At 38.4% G+C, this 22,527-nt stretch carries 17 protein-coding genes; 7 read left to right on the top strand and 10 right to left on the bottom strand.

What is annotated here, in order from left to right; genetic code table 11:
* Positions 1–115 precede the first annotated feature (115 nt).
* Both IW22_RS08900 and IW22_RS08895 read left to right on the top strand, forming a co-directional pair.
* On the top strand, positions 116–2,314 hold the full coding sequence (locus tag IW22_RS08900; RefSeq protein WP_034725828.1) for a M1 family metallopeptidase: 2,199 nt from the start codon (positions 116–118) through the stop codon (positions 2,312–2,314).
* Between the two features lie 250 nt (positions 2,315–2,564).
* Positions 2,565–3,392 (top strand): endonuclease/exonuclease/phosphatase family protein, encoded by an 828-nt coding sequence (locus IW22_RS08895; RefSeq protein WP_034725827.1) that lies wholly within the window; start codon positions 2,565–2,567, stop codon positions 3,390–3,392.
* 7 nt (positions 3,393–3,399) lie between these two features.
* Here the strand turns inward: IW22_RS08895 and IW22_RS08890 are convergent, their stop codons facing one another.
* A complete protein-coding gene (locus tag IW22_RS08890) occupies positions 3,400–4,083 on the bottom strand; it encodes a response regulator transcription factor (RefSeq protein WP_034725825.1) in 684 nt (227 codons plus the stop codon).
* Positions 4,073–5,389 carry a sensor histidine kinase gene (locus IW22_RS08885; protein ID WP_034725822.1) on the bottom strand — a complete coding sequence of 439 codons (1,317 nt, stop codon included), beginning with the start codon at positions 5,387–5,389 and terminating at the stop codon, positions 4,073–4,075. The genes IW22_RS08890 and IW22_RS08885 overlap by 11 nt, the downstream gene beginning before the upstream one ends.
* Before the next feature lie 139 nt (positions 5,390–5,528).
* On the opposite strand from IW22_RS08885, the gene IW22_RS08880 reads away from it, so the two are divergent.
* Positions 5,529–7,901 carry an outer membrane beta-barrel family protein gene (locus tag IW22_RS08880; protein ID WP_034725821.1) on the top strand — a complete coding sequence of 791 codons (2,373 nt, stop codon included), beginning with the start codon at positions 5,529–5,531 and terminating at the stop codon, positions 7,899–7,901.
* Between the two features lie 267 nt (positions 7,902–8,168).
* Positions 8,169–10,034: a M1 family metallopeptidase gene (locus IW22_RS08875; protein ID WP_034725819.1), complete on the top strand. Its 1,866-nt coding sequence runs from the start codon at positions 8,169–8,171 to the stop codon at positions 10,032–10,034.
* Between the two features lie 60 nt (positions 10,035–10,094).
* Here IW22_RS08875 and IW22_RS08870 read toward each other — a convergent pair whose 3' ends face one another.
* The 8 genes from IW22_RS08870 to clpB form a co-directional block, all read right to left on the bottom strand.
* Entirely contained in the window at positions 10,095–11,111 is a 1,017-nt protein-coding gene (locus IW22_RS08870; protein WP_034725817.1) for a zinc metalloprotease, read from the bottom strand.
* Between the two features lie 393 nt (positions 11,112–11,504).
* The gene (locus IW22_RS08865) at positions 11,505–12,149 is read right to left on the bottom strand and encodes a response regulator transcription factor (protein ID WP_034725815.1); all 645 of its coding nucleotides are present in this window, start codon (positions 12,147–12,149) and stop codon (positions 11,505–11,507) included.
* Complete coding sequence (locus tag IW22_RS08860) at positions 12,146–12,931, bottom strand: sensor histidine kinase (RefSeq protein ID WP_034725813.1); 786 nt, start codon at positions 12,929–12,931, stop codon at positions 12,146–12,148. The genes IW22_RS08865 and IW22_RS08860 overlap by 4 nt, the downstream gene beginning before the upstream one ends.
* On the bottom strand, positions 12,910–13,560 hold the full coding sequence (locus IW22_RS08855; RefSeq protein WP_034725811.1) for a hypothetical protein: 651 nt from the start codon (positions 13,558–13,560) through the stop codon (positions 12,910–12,912). The genes IW22_RS08860 and IW22_RS08855 overlap by 22 nt, the downstream gene beginning before the upstream one ends.
* 27 nt (positions 13,561–13,587) lie before the next feature.
* Positions 13,588–14,139 (bottom strand): hypothetical protein, encoded by a 552-nt coding sequence (locus IW22_RS08850; protein WP_034725810.1) that lies wholly within the window; start codon positions 14,137–14,139, stop codon positions 13,588–13,590.
* A 177-nt stretch (positions 14,140–14,316) separates the two neighbouring features.
* Positions 14,317–15,318, bottom strand: a complete 1,002-nt coding sequence (locus IW22_RS08845; protein WP_034725808.1) for a zinc metalloprotease — start codon at positions 15,316–15,318, stop codon at positions 14,317–14,319.
* Between the two features lie 269 nt (positions 15,319–15,587).
* A complete protein-coding gene (locus IW22_RS24345; protein WP_165571873.1) occupies positions 15,588–15,740 on the bottom strand; it encodes a hypothetical protein in 153 nt (50 codons plus the stop codon).
* Positions 15,741–16,082: 342 nt separating this feature from the next.
* A complete protein-coding gene (clpB, locus tag IW22_RS08840) occupies positions 16,083–18,677 on the bottom strand; it encodes an ATP-dependent chaperone ClpB (RefSeq protein WP_034725806.1) in 2,595 nt (864 codons plus the stop codon).
* Between the two features lie 470 nt (positions 18,678–19,147).
* Between clpB and IW22_RS08835 the strand changes: the two genes are divergently transcribed.
* The 3 genes from IW22_RS08835 (at position 19,148) to IW22_RS08825 (ending at position 22,510) form a co-directional block, all read left to right on the top strand.
* Positions 19,148–19,726: a TetR/AcrR family transcriptional regulator gene (locus IW22_RS08835; protein WP_034725803.1), complete on the top strand. Its 579-nt coding sequence runs from the start codon at positions 19,148–19,150 to the stop codon at positions 19,724–19,726.
* 382 nt (positions 19,727–20,108) lie between these two features.
* On the top strand, positions 20,109–21,425 hold the full coding sequence (locus IW22_RS08830) for a phenylacetate--CoA ligase family protein (RefSeq protein ID WP_034725801.1): 1,317 nt from the start codon (positions 20,109–20,111) through the stop codon (positions 21,423–21,425).
* Complete coding sequence (locus tag IW22_RS08825) at positions 21,425–22,510, top strand: 2Fe-2S iron-sulfur cluster-binding protein (protein ID WP_034725799.1); 1,086 nt, start codon at positions 21,425–21,427, stop codon at positions 22,508–22,510. The genes IW22_RS08830 and IW22_RS08825 overlap by 1 nt, the downstream gene beginning before the upstream one ends.
* Positions 22,511–22,527: the final 17 nt, after the last annotated feature.

The following is a 22,527-nucleotide window of genomic DNA, read 5'->3' as shown; positions in this document are numbered from 1 at the left end:
CTCTCAAACCCACTTAGAACTTCAATTCATTAAAATTTTTATAAAAATAGCCCGGACTTGTAACGATTCCGGGTTTTTTTATAACTTATCACAGAAATAGTATAAATTATACCCAATGAATTATAAACTTCCAGGCCTTGTGGCAGCAGCGGCCATATTCCTTTTTTCAGGATCTGCTTTAGCACAGGAAACACCGAAATACAGTTATGTAGAGGCATTCAAACCTTTCTTTTATCCTCAAACCGGGACGGAAACCCGTTCTGCAAGCGGACAGCCGGGACATGCGTACTGGCAGAATTCAGCAGATTATGATCTGAATGTAAGCCTTAACGAAGCGAAAAATGAAATCACCGGAACGGCTGATATCACTTATACCAATAACAGTCCGGACCAACTGGGTTTCCTCTGGCTGCAGCTTGATCAGAATTTATTTGCAAAAGATTCCCGTGGAAATGCGGTTGTTCCTCCATCAGGAAGCAGAAACGGAGCTCACGGTGAAGAACTGGAAGGCGGTTATAAAATTAAATCTGTGAAACTGGATGGTAAAGACGTAAAATATACGATTACGGATACCAGAATGCAGATTGATCTTCCGAAAGAACTGAAATCTAAAGGCGGTGTTGCTAAAATTAAAATCGAGTATACCTTTGTTTCTCCTGAATACGGATCCGACAGAATGGGCGTTCAGAAAACGAAAAATGGGAAAGTATTTACCATAGCCCAATGGTATCCAAGAATGTGTGTATACGATGACGTGATGGGCTGGAACACGCTTCCTTACGTTGGAGCATCAGAGTTTTATCTGGAATATGGGCATATTTCTGCGAATATTACAGTGCCTGCCAACCATTATGTGGTAGCATCCGGAGAGCTTTTAAACTATAAAGAGGTTTACAGCAAAGAAGAAAATAACCGTTGGGAACAGGCAAGAAACAGTGATAAAACAGTATTGATCCGTCCGGAATCTGAGATTGGGAAAAACCAGGCTTCAGGGACTAAAACATGGAAATTTAAAATAGATCAGACCCGTGATTTTGCATGGGCTTCATCACCTGCATTTATTCTGGATGCTGCAAAAATAAACCTTCCAAGTGGTAAAAAATCTGTAGCTATATCAGCTTATCCTGCAGAAAGTGCAGGCGAAAAAGCGTGGGGAAGATCTACAGAATATACGAAGGCAGCCATTGAACATTATTCTCAGAAATGGTACGAATACACTTATCCGGCAGCTACCAATGTAGCAGGAAATGAAGGTGGAATGGAATATCCGGGAATTGTGTTCTGTCATATGGATTCTGCAGGTGAAGATCTTTGGGGAGTTACAGATCATGAGTTCGGGCACAACTGGTTCCCAATGATCGTAGGTTCGAATGAAAGGCTGTTTGCCTGGATGGATGAAGGCTTCAATACCTTTATCAACGAGTTATCCACAAAGGCTTTTAACAACGGAGAATACTATAGCAAGAAAAATATTGCGAGAGCCGGAGGTTTTATGATGGGAGATAATCTTGAGCCGATCATGGTGGGTCCTGATAATATGAAAGAAAGAAGCATTGGAGCTTTGGCTTACTACAAGCCAGGAATGGGACTGCAGATTTTAAGAGAAACCATTTTAGGTCCTGAGAAATTTGACAAAGCTTTTAAAACGTATATCGACAGGTGGGCTTTCAAACATCCTACACCATGGGATTTCTTCCATACGATGGAAAATGTTTCAGGAGAAGAACTGAACTGGTTCTGGAGAGGATGGTTCATCAATAAATGGAAAATCGATCAGTCTGTAAAAGATGTGAAATATGTGAATGGCGACTTTAAGAACGGAGCTCAGATCATTGTTGAAAACCTTGGTCAGCTGCCGATGCCAACGACGGTTCAGGTGAAATTCAAAGACGGGACAAAACAGATCATGAAAATCCCGGTTGAAGTTTGGAAACGTAACACGGAATGGTTGCTTAAAGTAAACTCAACTAAAGAAATTGATGAGGTGATGCTGGATCCGGATTCTATGATTCCTGATGTGAATGCAAAAAACAACGTATGGACTTCAGCACAGGCAAAACCTGTTGAAAAGATCAATGCAAAAGATTTTACAGGAACTTATTCTATGAAAGGAACATCGGTTAAGTTGGTTTTGTCAGATAAAAATGGACAGATTTATACTAAAATTGGTGACCAGCAGGAATTTCCAATTGATTATGCAGGAAATAATCAGTTTACTTTTGAAGAAGGTGAAATAACACTTGTTTTCAGTAAAGATAAAAAAGACGTTGCCTTTAAGCAGGGCGGAAGAGAATATAAATTTACGAAAGACTAAAACATAGCTTATTCCTATTGAGAGGCCTGAACTTCATTTGAAGTTCAGGTTTTTTTTTATGAGTAAGGAAGAGAGATAGACGTGCATTGTTAATTTTGCTGCACAAGTGAAATGTGAAATTCCCCAACTCTGGGTTTTCTATCACAAAACTCATAACTCATCATTCATCACTTCCCTAAAATTAACACAAACCTCCACCACCTCTCAGAAAGATGTTCTATTTTTGTTATTGTAATTTAAACATATGACAATGAATTTCAGATTTTCAATCTTATCCCTGTTGTTTTTTGCATTGGGATTTTCGCAGGATCTTAAAGTGATGAGTTTCAATATCAGGTTGCAGGTGACTTCAGATAAAGAAAATGCCTGGACGGAAAGAAAACAGGATGCTGTGGATTTATTAAATTATTATCACCCCGATTATTTTGGCGTTCAGGAAGCGCTTCCCGAGCAGATGAAAGATATAAAAGCAGGCCTTAAGAATTACGAATATGTAGGTGTAGGAAGAGATGACGGAAAAGAAAAAGGAGAATTTTCAGCTATTTTTTATGATACGAACAGACTGCAGGTCGTAAAATCCGGAACATTCTGGCTTTCGGAAACACCGGAAATACCTTCCAGAGGGTGGGATGCTGCGCTTAACAGAATCTGTACCTATGCGTTTTTTAAAGATAAAAAATCAAAAAAAGAATTCCTGGCGATGAGCCTTCATTTTGATCATATCGGAAATGTAGCGAGAGTGAAATCCTCCGAACTTATTCTGAAAAAGATCAAAGAAATGAATCCTAAAAATCTTCCTGTCACTTTAACGGGTGACTTTAATTTAACGGAAGATTCCGAGCCGATAAAAATTCTTTCAAAGAATCTGGATGATAGTTTTTACCATTCACAGACTAAACCTTATGGACCCAAAGGAACATTCACAGGTTTCAATGTCAATGAAGTTCCAAAAGACAGAATCGATTATATTTTCGTGAAAGGTTTTAGAATAAAGTCCCAGAGACATATCAATGACAGAAGAGAAAACCTGCTGTATCCGTCGGATCATTTTCCGGTATTGGCAGAGCTTTCGTATTAATTCTAGTTTAAGTCAACGGAAAATCAACTTCAAATCCAATTCCTCTCAGGGATTGGATTTTTATTTGGGGATCATTCATGAAATATTTCCGCAGACGGCTGATAAATACATCAAGGCTTCTTCCCGTGAAATAATCGTTCGTTTCCCAAAGGTTATCCAGAATATCATCCCTTTTGATCATGGTGCCATTGTATTTCAGAAGATACAGAAGAAGTTCCCGTTCCCTGATCGTAAGGCGTACATTGCCTTCAGGATGGGAAAGTAACAGTTTTTCTGTATCAAAATAATAATCCCCGATTTTGATCTTCACCGTGGCATTAGGTTGGGTTCTCTTAAGGATGTTTTTAATTCTCAACACCAGCTCTTCCGGATCGCAGGGTTTGGCAATATAATCATCCGCTCCGATCTTCAGGCCCATCAGACGGTCTATTTTCTGATTCTTAGCCGTGAGGAAAAGCAGAGGGAAATTATTTTTCTCCTTTAAGATCATTTTGGCTAAAGAAAAACCGTCAATGGAAGGCATCATAATATCCAGAATTCCGATATGAAAATGGAAATCAGTGCTTAAAAGACATACGATTTCCTCCGGATTCTGAAACCAGGTGACTTCAAAATCCTCCAGCTCCAGATACTGTTTCAGGATCATCCCGAAATCGGGGTCGTCTTCTGCTAAAAGAATCTTAGTTTTCATACGGAACAGATATTTTAAAGGTCGTTTCGGTTTTAGGAAGGCTGGAAACTTCTATATTGCCACCGTATTTCGTGACGATCTTTTTCACAAAATAAAGCCCCAGTCCCAATCCCTTGGTATTGTGAATATTATTAGCCTGGATTCTGTAGAATTTTTCAAAAATGTGGGCAAGTTCCTTTTTCTCAATGCCGCAGCCGTTGTCGCTAATTTCTATTTTAAGGATTTGAAGTGAATTGCTGATATTGATTTTCACATCGGAAGCTCCATATTTTACACTGTTCTCACATAAATTTTTGATGAGGGTTTCCATAAGATGATGATCAAAAGGAAGTTCTTCTGTGACTTTATTGGACAAATCAAAGTTGGTTTGTGGATAAGTAAAAGCCAGATCCTCTACAAAAAAGTTCCAGTCTTCCAGTTGTATGGAAAGAGTTTCCTCAGAAGTTTCGTCTTTGTGGAGCTGAATCATCAGGTTTTCCAGACGGTTGATCTGCCGGTCGATGAGGGGCAGTGTTTCAGGATTCCATTCTTTTTTTAAAGTTTTTGAGGCTATTTTTAAAGTGGCGATCGGCGTTTTAAATTCATGGGAAATATTATCCACAACAGTGTGGAGAACTTCTACCTGTTTCTGCTGGCGGGCTAGATTTTTAACGGTGAAAATATAAAGTAAGAGTACACTGGCAAGGATGGCAGCACAGCATATGGTGAGCAGAGCAAGCTCTTTAAATATGATGGTTTTGATATTTAAAATCTCGAAACCGGTATTGCTTTTCAGGATAAAAGAGTCATTTCTGCCGGGAGTGTCATCATTAGTCGTGGATCGTGATGTAGTTTCCCATTTCCCTGTATTGGAGATTTTAGGATTGGAAACTTTATTTCGGGTTTCATATAGGGTGATTGGCTGATCAATCAGGCGGGTGCTGTCAGGAATATAAATGATGGAAATGTATTCTGTTTTGGTGGCAATTTTATAGCCTTCTTTTTTAAAACTGGCATCTACGTAGTCGCTGAGATGCTTTTCATTTTCCTTTCTGTTTTTTTTAAAGTACTCCAGAAAATCTTTTTTACTGATCTTTTTATCATGATATCGGATTAAGATCTTCTGAATAGTATCATCTGTTCTGCTTTTGATACCACCCAAATCTTCCAGTCTGTCGGTATAGTTGGTAAGTCTTGCATGAACATCTCTGTAAATCTCCCGTTCCTTTACCTGATACGTCTTGTACATAAAATAAGCCTGTATCCCAAGCAGAAGCAGGAACAGGGCAGCGAAAAGAGCAATAAGATTTTTGCTTTTGGTGATCATTGAAACAAAGATAAAAACTTTAGGCTTCCCCTTGCTGGCATTAACCCATCATTAACCTTCCATTAACCGAAATTCTCTCTGTAAATACTGAATTTTGAACCGGAAAGCAGAGTCACATCCATGCTTTTCAGAATTAATTATGTATAAAGTTTTTCTTTTACTGCTGTTTCCAATAATGCTGTCGGCCCAGACGAAGATTATTAAAGGTTCTGTGACGGATACCGGGAGTAGCAAAATATCTTCCGCGGATATCACCGTTTATAATTTAAAAAATGAACTGATCAAAACACTGAAAACTGATCAAAACGGTTATTTCAGTGTAGAAGGGATCTCGGGTGATTCCATAAAAATAGCCGTCAATAAAACGGATTATGCTCCATTTGAGAAGATGGTAGATCTGCAAAAGGAAAACGAACTTTTAAAAATCATCCTTAAGAAAGAAACCCAGGAAATAGAAGCTGTCGTAATGACTAAGCAGAAACCGGTAGTCACCAGAAAAGTAGACCGCCTGGAATTCAATGTGGAAAACAGCAATGTTTCTTCACTCAATGCGTGGGAAATCTTAAAGAAAACACCCAATGTAACGATCAATAATGATGTGATTGCCATCAAAGGAGGGACGGGGATTTTGGTAACCATCAATGATAAAAAAGTAATGCTGACCGGGGATGAGCTCAAAAACTTTCTTGAAAATACCCAGGGAGACGAAATCAAATCCGTAGAAGTGATTACCAATCCGCCTGCAAAATATGAAGCCTCCGGCAGCGCAGTCCTCAATATCGTCATGAAGAAAAATAAGATTGAAGGCTACCGCGGAATTGTTTCCTCAAAATATGTTCAGACCCAATATGCAAAAGGAGTGGCAGGAATCTCCCAATATTATAAAAAAGATAAACTTTCATTAATGGGGAGCTATTACAGAGGTTTCGGAACCTATTACCGTGAGGGAACTGATTTCGTCAATTATCAGGAAAGCCAGACCAGATGGGTGAGCACCATGAACCGGAAAGATAAAAATAATGCGCAGAATACCCTTAATTTCAACGCGGAGTATGAAATTGACAGTCTGACCAATATGAGTCTGAATTACTCAGGATACTTCAGTCCGAAATCTTTTGGAACTTATGTGGTGCCTACGCTGATCTACAACAGTCAGGATATGGCTGAGTCTAATTATACAACGATTAATGATCATCAGTCCAGAACAATCAATAATTCACTGAGCTTTCAGATAGACCGTAAACTGAACAGGAAAAGCAGCCTTTCGTGGATCAGTTATTTTACCGGAAACAATGTGGATAAATACCAAAATGTGCTTACCCATCTGAATTTTGCTGGTGAGACACCGAGGGATGATAATTTCTTTACCCGGAATAAAGCTGATGTTAAATTGTATTCTACACAGGTCGATTATCAGTGGAAAGATAAAAAACTGGAGGTGGAATCGGGAATGAAATACAGTTTTGTGAAAACAACAAGCGGACTGGATTTTTCTGACAATGAAAGCGGAATGATGCAACTGCGTCCTGAAAAAAGCAGTCTGTTTGATTACAAAGAACATAATTTCGCAGTCTATTCTTCACTGGCTTACAATCTCGGAAAGTGGAATTTTAAAGGAGGGCTCCGTGCAGAAATGACAGATCTGGAAGGTGTCGTTTCCGAGCCTTATGAACGGAATAAAAACAATTATTGGAATCTTTTCCCTACATTTTATGCCCAATATACTACAGAAAGTAAGCATGAATTCGGGTTTTCTTACGGAAAAAGAATTAGCAGACCGTCTTATTCATGGCTGAATCCGGCGAAATCGTATTATAATTTATTTTCCTATTATCAGGGAGATCCGAAACTGAAAGCCACCATCATTCATAACCTGAATCTTACGTATTCGTGGAAAGGCTGGAATCTGGATATGTACTACCGGAAAGAAATTTATCCGTCTATGGAAATTTCGTATCAGGAACCAAGCACAAATAGTCTTATATATTACTTTACCAATATTGAAAAAGGGCAGGCCTTTGGAGCAAGTCTGTACAAGAGTTTCCAAATCAAACCATGGTGGACGCTTATTCTTTCTGAAAATCTGGAACACAACGAAAATTATTTCAAAGGAACGGATGATCTTCTGTATAAAAATAAAGTGTGGAACTGGGTATCGAATGTTTCTACAGCGGTTACTTTGGATAAAAGCAATGACTGGAAAATGGAGGTAGGGCACAAATACTATTCACCGGGAATACAGGGAACTTTTACGATCTCCAGCGCATGGTCTGCTTATTTCGTGATGAACCGTAAATTCTTTAATAAAAAACTGGAAGCCTCATTTATTGTCAATGATATTTTCAGAACCATGGGGCAGAAGATCAGTACGAAATATGCCAATCAGGACAATTACTTCTTGGACTACGGAGACACACAGGGATTTACGCTTTCACTGAAATTCAATTTTGGAAACCAGGCGGTGAAGAATGCCAAAACAATTAAGAAGACGGATGAACAGGATAGATTGTAATCGGGTTTCGTTTTACGGAGTGGGAGCGTCGGAGTGTTTCAAGGTTTGGGAGTGTTTTTGAGTTATAAGTTTGGTTTCACATTTCACTTGCGTAGCAAAATTGACAATTGACGTTTCTCAATCATTGAACCTGGCGACCAATAGTACTTCCATTTTCCTTTCTTATTTATAAAAAACTAATACCCATAAAACATTATTATAAAAAGAAATAACGGTCCGGTGTTACATTTTCGCTAATTTTGATACTTATTTTTAAAAATTAGAGATATGAAACGATTTCTTTATGCTCTGGCAGTGACTGTTTCGATGCAGCAGGTTTCTGCACAGGAGCTTTATATGCCGAGAAATATTAAAAAAGCCTATGAAAAGGGAACCCGGGATATTTCCGGTGCACCGGGCAAAAACTATTGGCAGAATAAAGGAATTTATAATGTTGATGTAAAAGTGGATGCCGGAACGAAGACCGTTTCAGGAAAAGAAATCATCACGTATACCAATAACAGTCCGGACGAACTTCATGAGTTGGCCATCAGATTTGTGAATAACCTTCACAAACCACAGTCGCCGAGATCAGGAACGGTGTCCAAAGACTTCCTGTCTTCAGGTCTTCACATCAAATCTTTCATTGTAAACGGTGAAAAATATGCCATCAACAGCGATGACTGGGGAACGGTTGAAAAAGTAAAACTGAATAAAGCCCTTAAAGCCGGATCTAAAACAGAGATCAAAATAGAATGGGAATATCCGCTTTCCGTTCAGAGTGGAAGAGAAGGACAGATAGATCCTGAAACTTTTTATGTAGCCTATTCTTTCCCGAGGGTTTCCGTGTACGATGATTACAATGGTTGGGATATGCTTCCTCATTCGGACAGACAGGAGTTTTATAACGACTTTAATGATTATAGTTTTACGATCTCTGCTCCAAAGAATTTTGTGGTTTGGGCCACCGGGGATTTTTTGAACCCGGATGCTGTGCTTCAGCCGGAATATTTAAAAAGATATAAATCTTCTCTTAAAAGCGATAAAGTGATCCACATTGCTTCCGAGCAGGAAATGAGATCCGGAAAAGTAACCAAGCCTAATAAATGGAATGTCTGGAAATTTAAAGCCAATCATATCACAGATTTCTGTTTTGCGCTAAGCAACCATTATGTTTGGGACGCAGCGAGTGTTCAGTTGAAATCAAAAAGAGCAAGTGTTCAGTCAGCCTATAAAACAGGAGCAAAAGATTTTGAACAGTATGTAGACTGGATGCGCTATAATCTGGACTGGTTTTCAAAAAAATGGCCGGGCGTGGAGTATCCTTATAATGTGATGACTGCTATTCAGGGGTACGCTGATATGGAATACCCTATGATGATCAATGATACAAGCATTCCTGACGATCTTCGTGATGCAAGACTTACCGCTGATCATGAAATTGCACACACTTATTTTCCCTTTTACATGGGCATTAATGAAACCCGTTATGCTTTTATGGATGAAGGTTGGGCAACTACGCTTGAATACCTTATTGGAATTGATGAAAACGGTGAAGCTGCAGCAAAAGAATTCTATAAAAACTTCCGCGTTAAAAAGTGGATTAAAGACCCTTCTGCTGAACAGGACCAACCTGTTATTACCATGAGTACTCAGGTGAGTGGTGCGGGATACGGAAACAATTCTTATGTAAAAGCATCTCTTTCTTATCTTGCATTGAAAGATTATTTAGGAGATGACCTGTTCAAGAAAGCGCTTCTTCATTATATGGATAACTGGAACGGGAAGCATCCCGTGCCATGGGATTATTTTAATTCAATGAATACGGGTTCGGGAAAAAATTTGAACTGGTTCTTTCAAAACTGGTTCTATACCAATAATTATATTGATTTAAAAGTGACCGGAGCTTCACAGCTTAATGACCTTCTTACCGTAAATGTAGATAATGCAGGCGGATTCGCCATTCCTTTTGATGCGGTGCTTAATTATGAAGACGGATCTGTGGAAAAGCTTCATTTCTCACCCGGAATATGGGAGAAAAACCAGAAACAGACAGATCTTACCGTTCCTATTAAAAAGAAAGTGAAATCTGTGACTTTAGACGGAGATATCTTTATGGATTATACACCGGAAAATAATACAAGATCATTATAAAACAAGGAGCCTGAATGTAAAATTCAGGCTCTTTTTATGTAAAAGTTAATTTGGTGTGTATTATCTTAATCCGGCTCTTGGACCAGCTGCAGCCACTACAGCCTGCATTCTTGTTTTTTGGTTGGCAGAGAACATAAACATAGCTTTGTCATCTACATAATCCATATAGTTCATGAACATCTGAGAACGGCTTACTCCTCCACAAGTTCTGTTTAAAGGATATGATGGTGTTCCGTAATTAGGGCCGGGAGAAGTCGGTGTGTCATTAGAGTAATCTGTCTGGCAACCTGTATCAGATGATCCCCAAAGGTGAGGTAAGTTTAAATAGTGACCCACTTCGTGTGTAACTGTTCTTCCTAAGTTGAACGGAGCAGAAGCACCTGTTTTTCCAATATATTGATAGCCTATTACAAGACCGTCATACCATAATCCTGCAGATTCAGGATAGTAGGCATATCCTAATGTTCCAGGCTGGCTGTTCTCATCAAGGATAGAATTTACTACCCAGATATTCATATTTTTAGTTGGGTCTGTAGCATTGATTCCTCCGGTAGTTGCTTTTTTCATTTCTTCCAGATCAGATCTCCATGCTGTCTTTGTGCTTTGCTTACGGTTGGTAGCTACCAGTTTGAAACTGATTTTTACGTTTCCGGCAGCAGAAGGCTGGAATGCAGCAGGTATTTTATTGATATCAGAATTGGTCGCACCATAATCTGCATTCAATACTGCGATTTGTTCTGCGATTCTTGCATCAGAAACATTCTGAGCAGCTGTATTATAGATAACATTGAAGACAACCGGAATTTCAACCGTTCCATCTGCAAGTACTTTACCCATGGAAAGGTCTCTTAAAAAGTTTTCAGACTGTAATTCGTTAGCTTCGAACTTAGCTCTTAATGCAGGATCGCTTTTAAGGGCTTTTTCTCTGATGAGGTCAGAAGGGCAGGCTCTTTTTGATGCAGGCATACCGGAAGAGGTAGAAACATCCTGTGAAGCTTCCTCCTGATTGGAGATGTTATCGCTGTTACAGGCTGACATGAAGCTCAGAATGAGAGCTCCAAATAATAGCTTTTTCATATATAAATTGTTAATGGTTTGGTCTCCAAATTTATATTATAAAAAATTAATAAACAAGATAATTGGAAAAATATTTAAATATTTTTCATTTAATACTGCTTCTTATTAAGAATTACGCATGTATTTAATAGTTTAGTTGAATTTTAATCATATCACAAGTGTGTGTCTAATTATTTTATCTATAAACTTATTTTTAATAAAAATATTACTGTAAAATAATAAAAATGATTTATATTTTTAACTGTGATTTTCGATTTTTAACCAAGTAGAAGAATTGTTTCTAATGTCGGATATAAGTGGTTTCAGGCAGGTTTTTCAGGTTTAACTTATTGCAATACTGAATCCGGTCGCTTCAGCAGTTTTGGAGCTGCTGTTTTTAATCATGATTTTTTATTATTCACCTGCAAAACCATTTTTAATGGCGAATACCGCTAATCCCACACGTGTTTTCAAATCTAATTTATCGCAAAGCTGATCACGGTAACTTTCTACTGTTCTTGGGCTGCAGCACATTCTATCGGCAATTTCCTTATAACTTAGTTCTGTGACAGTGTATTTTAGGAATTCTCTTTCGCGGTCTGAGATCCTTATGGCGTTTTCTGTTTCCTTGTCCCTGTTCAGGTTGGAGAATATGATTTTTGAGGCCCATTCAGGATAGAAGAATCCGTCTGAATTCAATTTTGTTAATGCTGTTTCAAGATCTTTGGGATGGGTATTTTTCAGCAGGTATCCTTTTGCTCCGTTTTTGATCATCTTGATCACACTGTTGTCATCGCCCTGCATACTCAGTGCCATTACTTTGATGTCCGGATGATTCTTGGTAAGCCATGCAGCGGTTTCAAAGCCATCCATGATCGGCATGCTGATATCCAGCAGGATGATGTCCGGAATTTTACCGTTATTTTCAAATTTTTCAATCAGATCTTTACCGTTTTCACATACATAGATCACTTCGAAATCACTGAAATTTCCAATAATTCCTTCTAGTGCTTTAGCGATAAGAATATGGTCGTCAACGATTACTATTGTTTTTTTCATGGTTGTTTTTTTAAGATAATATTGAGGGTGGTTCCGGCATTTTCCCGGCTTTCAAAGCTGAAATCGGCACCTATGATGGCTGCCCTGTTTTTCATATTGGTCAGGCCGATGCCGTTGGATTTTATCTTCGTACGGTCGAATCCGGTGCCGTCATCTCTAAGGTTAAGTTCCCAGAGGATGTCGTCAGAAGTGTTCAGATTAATGAAAATATTTTTGCATTGCGCATGCTTGATGCTGTTCTGTATAAATTCCTGGGTGATCCTCAGCAGTACATTCTTGTGAACAAATCCAAGGTCAAGCTGCTTGAAATTATGTTCAAAAGTGACATGACATCTTTTAAAAGTATTGGTATTGTCTACTTCTTCCTGAATTAAAGTTACGATTTCCTTTTGATTGATGTTGTCATCTGTCAGCGTTTTGGAAAGGCTTCTCAGGTCCTGCAGAGATTGGTTGATAATCTGGGAAACCTGATCTATTCTTTCACTGACCTCAGGAACCCGGTTCTCGTAAAGAAGCTGCTGGGTATAAAGGCTTACCAGTGTCAGTTTCTGGCCGATATTATCATGGAGTTCCCGACCGATTTGCTGCATCGTTGCCTGCTGAATTTCAAGCTGCGTGGCCAGAATCTCCCGTTTATGGATTTCGTTTTTTACTTCAATTTCATTCATATATTCTCTCTTCCTCTGCTTGTACTTTCTGATGTATACCATGACGGCAGCTACAAACAGTACAAAGAAGATGTTGAATAGGATGATGGTTATTATGAGCTCCGTTTTCCCCATATGAATGAAATTGAGAATAAAAGATACATTGTGATTCCTGTTATCAGAAAATAATTAAAGTACATATCCCAGAGTTCTTTATACTTCGCCAGAAGACTGAAAAATGTCCAGAAAGGAAGTGTTCCTATATAAAATAAAGTTACACCTAAATTGATATAAAACATTTTATTCCTGCTGAAGTTTAAAATTTCAGTGGAATTAATCTGTCTGTAGTATTCCATAATTACAAGTACCATGAGTATAAGGCACCCAAATGTATAATTGAAAGAGAAAATGATCTTTTTCGTGGTGAAGAATATTTCACTGGGCAAAAATGACAGTAAGTACAGTGCAGATAATGTATAGAAAAGTTTAGGCCTTTCCAGTGACTTGGCGGCATAAAGCCAGTAAAAGAAGAGAAACTCAACAGGGATTACAAAATAATTGAAGAACTTCGGCTTGTCATATTCAAAAAACTGATGGCCCCATTTTCCTATTACTTCACATAAAAACATAAGAATAAGATAAAAAGAAAAATACTTCCAATATCTGTCCGTATTACCACGGTTATAGTAAATAATGGATATTAGGGCAGCCAGTCCTTCTATCCATATTAAGGATTCCTGAAGTATCTTCTGAAAATCAGTCATGGGTCTTATCGGGTGAAAAATATATTATTAATTAGGAAACTGTTCAACTTTCGTATCGTGTGGTGGGGATAGGGTTCCGTGATTTTCTGCAATAGTTTCAGGTGGAAAAGAGTCGCCATCACCGTCACCTTTTGATGCCATAGCCAAAGATCTTCCATTATTTAAAGGGCAAAAGTCGTAGTCAAGCATCTCCCCGTTTTCATCTGCTTTTTTCAGTGTAGGGATCATTACCAGAGTGTGTCTTTCTGCATATTCTCTTTCTACCGGATGGCTTTCCATAATGCTCCAGTCTTCTGCTTTTGGATAAGCGGCATAATAGAATCTGATGCCCAGATCTGCCTCAGAAGCTTCCGGATTAGATTTTACAGCCTCATTTTCTATACATGCAATAAATTTTTTCAACTTAGGAAGGTCAAACCATATAGCGTGGGAGTCGGTAATTCCCAATTCTTTATTTACAGCCTGCATCTGATTGTCTCTGTAGTTGGAAATCAACTTCTGAACAAGCTCTGAAGCAATGGTGTTTGTCCCAGAAACGGTTTCAAGGGTTCCGTCCTCTAAAGTAGGTTTTGTTTTCATAACGTTAGTTTTATAAAAGAATGTTAGTTAGTAGTGCAAATTTCGTAATTTTTTATGTTAAGTAGTATGTGTTTTTTCCCCTTAATTTTCCGTGATTTTACGGATTGCAAATTAGACTATAAAACAATAAAGTCCCCAAATAATTTGAGGACCTTATGTTTGTTATGATGATTGTCTCTATAATAATCTCAATCCGGCTCTTGGACCGTTAGCAGAGATGGAAGCCTGCATTCTGTCGTTTTGCTTTTTTGTAAACATGAATAAAGTAGTTTCATCGGAATAATCCATATAATTCATGAACATGGTAGAACGGGATACACCGCCGCATGTTTCCATTTTAGGATAAGTCGGAACGCCTCTGTGGTTGGTGATCTGTTGTGGAGTATCATCTACGAAGTCATTTCCGCAATTCGCATCACCCCAGATGTGTCTTAGGTTCAGGTAGTGGCCTACTTCGTGTACGGTTACTCTTCCTTTGTTGTGAGTGGCTACCGGTCCGCCTTCACCTACATATTCGTCCATCATGACAACTCCGTCATTCCAAAGACCTGCAGATTCAGGGAAAGTGGCATATCCTAAAACATATCCTGTTTGGTACGGCATGTAATCTACTACCCAGATATTAAGATATTTGGTGGGGTCTGTTGCGTTAACTCCGCCTGTTGATGTTTTTTTCATATTATCATTAGGTGCCCAGTTAGAGGTAGTTGTAGATTTCCTGTTGATCTGAGCCAGCCTGAATTTGATCTTTGTATCTCCGGCATTCACAGGCTGGAATGCAGCAGGGATATTGGATACATTGGCGTGAGTTGAAGCGAAAGCTTTGTTTAGTACATCGATCTGGGAATTGATTCTTGCATCAGATATATTGTTTGTTGTATTGGTGTACAGAACATTGAAGATAACCGGGATTTCTACACTGCCATCAGGAAGCACTTTACCCATTTTCTTTTGCTCAATATAATCTGCGGTGTTGTTTTCGATCTGAAGCATACGCTGTGCTGCCTCTGGATTCTCTGAAAGGAATTTCTGTCTCACTAAATCCGAGCCGCAGATAGCTGCTGATTTATCCGCCATGGAAGGCTGATCCGGGGTCTTGTTTTCGGAAGCGATATTTTCTGATTCGTTGTTACACGACACGAAAAGAGTAATCAATACTCCTAGTACTGCTTTTTTCATAATATAAATGGTTTGTGGTTTGAATGTGTCACAAATGTATGAAAAATAAGTATTGATTGATTATTATTTAGTGATTTAACATTATTTGTTGATGATATGATATTTTATTGAAGTTTAAATTATTCGTTAAATTATTTATTTTATTGAAATATTTTAAGTATTCTATTAATATGTCAAATTGATAGACTATGTCTTTTAAATTTTGTGAAAAATAATAATTGATGTTAAAAGCAAAAAAAAACCGGAGAAAAAATCTCCAGCCTGTGTGATTAGATACAAGGATATTTTTTGGGATCCCTGCAGATATTCCAGTTCGAACAGCAAAGTCCGGTCGGGCAGTTCATATCAATGTCGCATTCTGTAATGATTGCCGTACCGCTACCGCTGATTTTCTTTAAATCATTTCTTTTTAACTTTTTCATACGATGATTTTATGGGTTAATCAATAAGGCCTGGTCGACATTCAAGCTGTCCGCAATTAATGTTGATTTGTGAACAACGTTCCGTTGCGCAAGTTCCGCTGGTGGAGCCATCAGGGTAAGTAAATATGTTGCATCGACAGTCAATTTTTCCTCCTAAAATGGTTTTTAGTGAGCTTCTTTTTAGCTTTTTCATGCTGATTTTGTTTTAGTTATTAATTTGTTTGGTTCTATAAAGATACAAATATATCACTGTATTTTGATAAAATTTAGCATAAAAAAATAAGTGATGCAGATTGGGCTGCACCACTTACTTACAAAAATAATATATATGAAAAAAACTACTTATTGATCTGTCGGCCTGAACACCAAACCTGTTTCTTCGAAATAATCTAAAGTGATTCTGTCACCGTCATTCACCGTTCCTGCAAGAATCTCTCTGGATAATTTATTTAATACTTCCTGCTGGATCACTCTTTTCAGTGGTCTCGCTCCGAAAGAAGGATCATATCCTTTATTCATCAGATAATCTACCGCATCCTGAGTAGCCGTCATGATAATGTTTCGTTTACCAAGCATATCATTATAACCTCTCAGCTGATACTGAACAATTTTTCCGATCTCTTTTTTGTTTAAAGGCTGGAATAATACCACTTCATCAATTCTGTTCAGGAATTCCGGACGCAGTGTCTGTTTCAGAAGATCAAAAACTTCATCTTTTGTTTTGCTGACGATCTGATCCTGATTTTCCTCAGTGATATTTTCAAAATTCTCCTGAATCAGGTGCGAGCCTAAATTGGACGTCATAATGATGATTGAATTTTTAAAATTCACCACCCGTCCTTTATTATCCGTCAGACGTCCGTCATCCAATACCTGAAGTAAAGTGTTGAAAACATCCGGATGCGCCTTTTCAATTTCATCCAGAAGAACCACCGAATAAGGTCTTCTTCTTACCGCTTCCGTCAGCTGTCCGCCTTCATCATACCCTACATATCCCGGAGGAGCTCCTACCAGCCTAGAAACACTGTGTCTTTCCTGGTATTCACTCATATCAATTCGTGTCATATTATTCTCATCATCGAATAAATATTCTGCCAGAGCTTTAGCAAGTTCAGTTTTACCAACCCCGGTTGTTCCTAAGAATAAGAAAGATCCGATTGGTTTTTTATCATCACTTAATCCGGCTCTGTTTCTTCTGATGGCATCTGCAACCGCTCCGATGGCTTCATCCTGTCCTACGACACGGTGATGAAGTTCGCCTTCAAGGTTCAGTAACTTCTCTCTTTCGGACTGAATAAGCTTGGTGACAGGAATTCCTGTCCATTTCGCAATCACTTCAGAGATATTTTCAGAAGTTACTTCCTCTTTAATTAATTCATTCTGATGGTTCTGCATCTCCAGCTCGAGTTTCTGCAAAGCATCTTCTTTTTCCTTTATTTTTCCGTACTGAATTTCTGCAACTTTCGCATAGTCACCTGCTCTTGAGGCTTTTTCTGCTTCCAGTTTTAATGATTCAATATGTTTTTTGATCTGTGTTAAATCCTCAGATTTTTGTTTTTCCTTCAGCCACTTCGCATTGATCTCATTCCTTTCCTCAGATATTTTTGAAATATCTTCTTTCAGGTGATCAATTTTGGTCTGGTTGCCTTCTCTTGAAATAGCGGCCAGCTCAATTTCCAGCTGCATCAGTTTTCTGTCCAGTACATCCAGTTCTTCCGGTTTTGAATTGATCTCCATTCTCAACTTCGCTGAAGCTTCGTCAATAAGGTCAATCGCTTTATCCGGTAAAAATCGGTCTGAAATATATCTCTGAGACATTTCTACTGCCGCAATGATCGCTTCATCTTTGATCCTTACTTTATGGTGAGCCTCATATTTATCTTTAATTCCACGAAGGATAGAAATCGCAGACTCTGTATCCGGTTCTTCCACCATCACTTTCTGGAAACGTCTTTCCAATGCTTTATCTTTCTCGAAATACTTTTGGTATTCATTTAAAGTCGTAGCACCAATTGCTCTTAATTCTCCTCTTGCCAAAGCAGGTTTCAGGATATTGGCGGCATCCATTGCGCCTTCACCGCCTCCGGCTCCAACCAGCGTGTGAATCTCGTCGATGAAAAGAATAATCTGTCCTTCAGACTTGATCACTTCATTCACCACAGATTTCAAACGCTCTTCAAATTCACCTTTATATTTAGCTCCGGCAATCAACGCACCCATATCCAGAGAGTAAAGCGTTTTGTCCATAAGGTTTTCAGGAATGTCTCCCGAAATAATACGATGGGCAATACCTTCAGCAATCGCCGTTTTACCTACACCCGGTTCCCCGATAAGGATAGGGTTGTTTTTTGTTCTTCTCGAAAGGATCTGAAGCACTCTTCTGATTTCTTCATCACGACCGATCACCGGATCTAATTTTCCTTCCGCTGCTAATTCATTGAAGTTTTTAGCATATTTATTTAAGGACTGATAGGTTTCTTCCGAACTCGCAGAAGTAGCTTTGCTTCCTTTTCTTAATTCTTTAATAGCGCCTTCCAAAAGACTTTTGGTCACACCCATATCCTTAAGCATTTTAGATACTTCAGAACCGGTTTCCAGTAACGTAAGCCATAAATGCTCAATCGTTACATATTCGTCGCCCATTTTCTTGGCAATGTTCGGGGCATCCAGCAATACTTTGTTCGCTGACTGGGAAAGATAAATATTCCCTCCCTGAACTTTTGGAAGTTTCTCTATATTTTCACGGTTGCGCTCTCTTACCAATGTAGCATCTGCTTCAGATTTTTTTAATAAGAAAGGCGATATATTTTCATCTACCTGAAAGATCCCTTCAAGTATATGTTGTGGTTCTATACTCTGATTGCCAAATTCCAGAGCAGTTTGCTGTGCCGCCTGGATGGCTTCCTGTGATTTTACAGTATATTGGTTTAAGTTCATATTTTTTATGTTTTTTGTAATAATTTGTTGTTGGTTGTGCTTTAAAAAGACATCAAGAAACTGAATTTTGAGGCCCGGTTTCTTAATGCCATCAGTTATTTAATCATTTAATCGATTACCTTACCGCAAAAACTGTTCAATTATTAAATTTACAAAAAAGATGGACAAAATTTCCGGATTGTTTATTTTTAACGATAAATTAACTTGACAAAATTTCCGATTCCCTGATATTTGCTTTGAAATAATGGAAAAACCGTCAGTTTCCTGAAAAACATAAATTGGAAAGAAGTGGAAACTTCAGCATTTAACGGCTACTTTATATAAAATTAACCTGAAATTCCCCTCCTCCGAAGGGATGGTAAATCAAAGATTTGACGGGGTAGTTGAGCAAAACTCCCGCTTCAGTGTTTAAAATCATAGTGTTAAATTAATTTTTTTAACCTCAGAATAATTACTTTTGCATTTTACAGATGGAACTTAAAGAAAAACAAAGGAAAATTTTAGACGTAGCCGTAGAACTTTTCAAGGAAAAGGGTTATATGGGCAGCTCGGTAAGAGATCTGGCCACAAAGCTTAATATCAAAGCTGCGTCGCTGTATGCCCACATCCGTTCAAAGGAAGAAATTCTGGAATGGATATGCTTTGGTATTGCACAGGAATTTTTTGATGAACTTCAGGAAGTAAAAAACACGGACATTGCTCCAAAAGAAAAACTCAATTTATTTTTAGATAAACATTTATCGGTTGTTCTCCAAAACCGGGATGTAACCCATATTTACTCCAATGAATGGAGGCATCTTGAAGAAAGACTTCCCGAATTCATAGAACTGAGGAAGAACTATCAGAATGAGGTAGAACAGCTAATTTCTGAGATCTACGAAGCTGAGAAATGGGAACTGAAATCACCTACCTTTACAACAAGATTTATTCTTCACACTCTTAATAATTCGTATTTCTGGTTCAAAAGGAATACGGAATCTACCTCTGAAATTACTGATGAAATAAGAGCCAAGCTCTTGTATGGCCTACTAGGAAATCAAAAGCAATAATTTTTTACCACAAAAGGAACAAAAGTTTTTAGATGCTTCAGTTTAATTTTAAGCTGAATGTTTTAGTGTTGGATAGCGCACAGTTTTTTTATCCTTGGCAAGGTTTTAAACCTTATCAAGGATATTCAGGAAGGGCGGGATAGTTGCTTTCTTTTAAGTATGAATGATGAATTAAAGTATAATTGCTAAAAAAAATCTTGATATTTCCAATCACAGGCTTCTCATATAATCCAAATATTTGGTCCTATTCACAGGCGAAACAACTCATTCTTTCCTTAATCAGTTATTTAGAATCATTCAAAATATGACGAAAATCATAAAAATTTGGTCAGCATTGAAAATCTTTTTAAATTTACACCTAACAAATGTTAGTTAGTAGGATATGGATTTTGCAGTTGAATATTTAAAACTCGACCAGTTGAGACGGCTTCAGTCTGAGCGGTTGACAGATTTGGTCGGCTATCTTGAGGAGAGATCAGAATTTTATAGAGGAAAATTTAATGAATCAGGAATATCTCCACAGGACATAAGGACCATTGAAGATATCACGAAACTTCCGATTACTTACAAACAGGATCTGAGGGATCATTACCCTTTCGGACTTTTTACCGTTCCGAAAAATGAGCTGCAGAGAATTCACTGTTCAAGTGGAACGACAGGAAAACCTACAGTAGTAGGCTACACAAAAGAAGATGTGGATCTTTTCAGTGAAGTTGTAGCCAGATCATTATATGCAGCGGGAGCAAGACCGGGAATGCAGTTGCACAATGCCTACGGATACGGAATTTTTACCGGAGGATTAGGCCTTCATTACGGAGCTGAAAAATTAGGAATGAGTGTTCTTCCGATTTCAGGGGGAATGACCGCCAGACAGGTTGATCTGATTTTAGATTTTAAACCTGAAGTGATCTGCTGTTCGCCTTCTTATGCGTTAACGATTGCGGATGAGTTTACGAAAAGAGGTGTTTCTGCAGATGAGATCAGTCTGAAATATGCCGTTTTAGGTTCAGAGCCATGGACGGAAATTATCAGAAGCCACATCGAAGAAAGACTGGGTCTTCATGCCACCAATATCTATGGATTAAGCGAGATCATTGGTCCCGGAGTATCCATGGAGGATTTTGAAGAGAAAGGAGGTTCTTACATCTGGGAAGATCATTTCTATCCTGAAATATTGGATCCTGTGACGAAACAGCCGGTTCCGTTCGGAGAAGAAGGCGTTTTGGTGATTACGACTTTAACGAAAAAAGCAATGCCACTTTTACGTTACTGGACGAATGATATCACAAGTCTTTACTATGATGAGAATGCGAAGAGAACGATGGTGAAAATGAGACCCATCAAAGGAAGAGCAGATGATATGCTGATCGTAAGAGGGGTTAATGTATATCCAAGTCAGATTGAAGAAGCATTTTCACATGTAAAAGGAGTGGTTCCGAACTATTATCTTACACCGGTTGAAAAAGAGCAGATGTGTGTAGCATTGGATATCGACGTAGAAATTGATGATGAACTGGTGAAAGCTGAAAAAATAGATGCTGATACCGATGATTATTTTAATTTTGTCGGCAACTTTGGAAAAAACATAGAAAACGAAATAAAAAAGAGGGTAGGAATTACCACGAAAGTAAAAATTCACGCCCAGGACAGCCTGCCGAAGTGCGAAGGCGGAAAAATTAATAGAATACTTAAAAAATAATGAATTCATTTTATAAACTTAAAACGGTAAGGGTTCAGAAAGATACTCCTGATGCGGTGAACGTAGCAGTAGAAGTTCCTGAGGAGCTGAAGGATAAATTCAGATTCAAGCAGGGACAGTATCTTAATTTCCGTATGATGATCAACGGGAACGAAGAAAGACGTTCTTATTCTATCTGCAACGCCCCGAGCGAAAAAAGCAATACACTGGAAGTGCTGGTAAAGCTTTTGGATGGTGGAAAGGTTTCAGGATATTTCAATGAGCATCTTCATATGGATGAGGTGCTGGAAGTAATGCCTCCGATGGGTGGTTTCAATACTTCGTATCACCCTACCAATGTGAAAACCTATGTAGGTTTGGCGGCGGGAAGCGGGATCAGCCCGGTTTTATCGAATATTAAGGAAAGTCTTTACCAGGAACCGAGCAGCTGCGCTTATCTTTTCTACAGCAACAGAAGCATGAATCATGTGATGAAAAGAGCTGAGATTGATAAATTGGTGGAACACTTCAACGGAAGACTGAAAGTCATTTATCTGGTAAGCCGTGAAAAACATGAAGATCCGGTATTCGAAGGAAGAATTTCTGCTGAAAAACTGGAACAGCTGTTTGAAAGATATGCAGACATTGATGTAAAGGAAGCAACATATTTTATCTGTGGTCCGGCAGAAATGATTAAAGGGATCGCAGATTATTTAAAGAAAGATAAAAAAGTACCTGCCATTCAGGTTCTATTTGAATATTTCACGGCTCCTGACGAAGAGAATTCTGAGGAGATGAGTGATGAATTTAAAGCCATTGCCAATTTGGAAAGTATGGTAACGGTGATCATTGATGATGATGAATATTCTTTCCACCTGAATTCTAAAAAAGAGAGTATCTTAGATAAAGCATTAAAAGACAATCTTCCGGTACCTTTCGCATGTAAAGGAGGAGTTTGCTGTACGTGTAAAGCGCAGGTTTTGGAAGGGGAAGTTTTCATGGAGAAAAATTTCGCGCTTACCGAAGATGAAGTAGCCAGAGGCTATGTTCTGACGTGTCAATGTCACCCGACAACGAATGTGGTGATGCTTAATTATGATGTGTAAAAATTAATGTAACAATC

The organism is Chryseobacterium sp. JM1 (assembly GCF_000737715.1).
In the GTDB taxonomy this organism is placed as follows: Bacteria; Bacteroidota; Bacteroidia; order Flavobacteriales; family Weeksellaceae; genus Chryseobacterium.
Note: the sequence above shows the minus strand (reverse complement) of the source record. Positions and strands in the feature narration are given on the sequence as shown.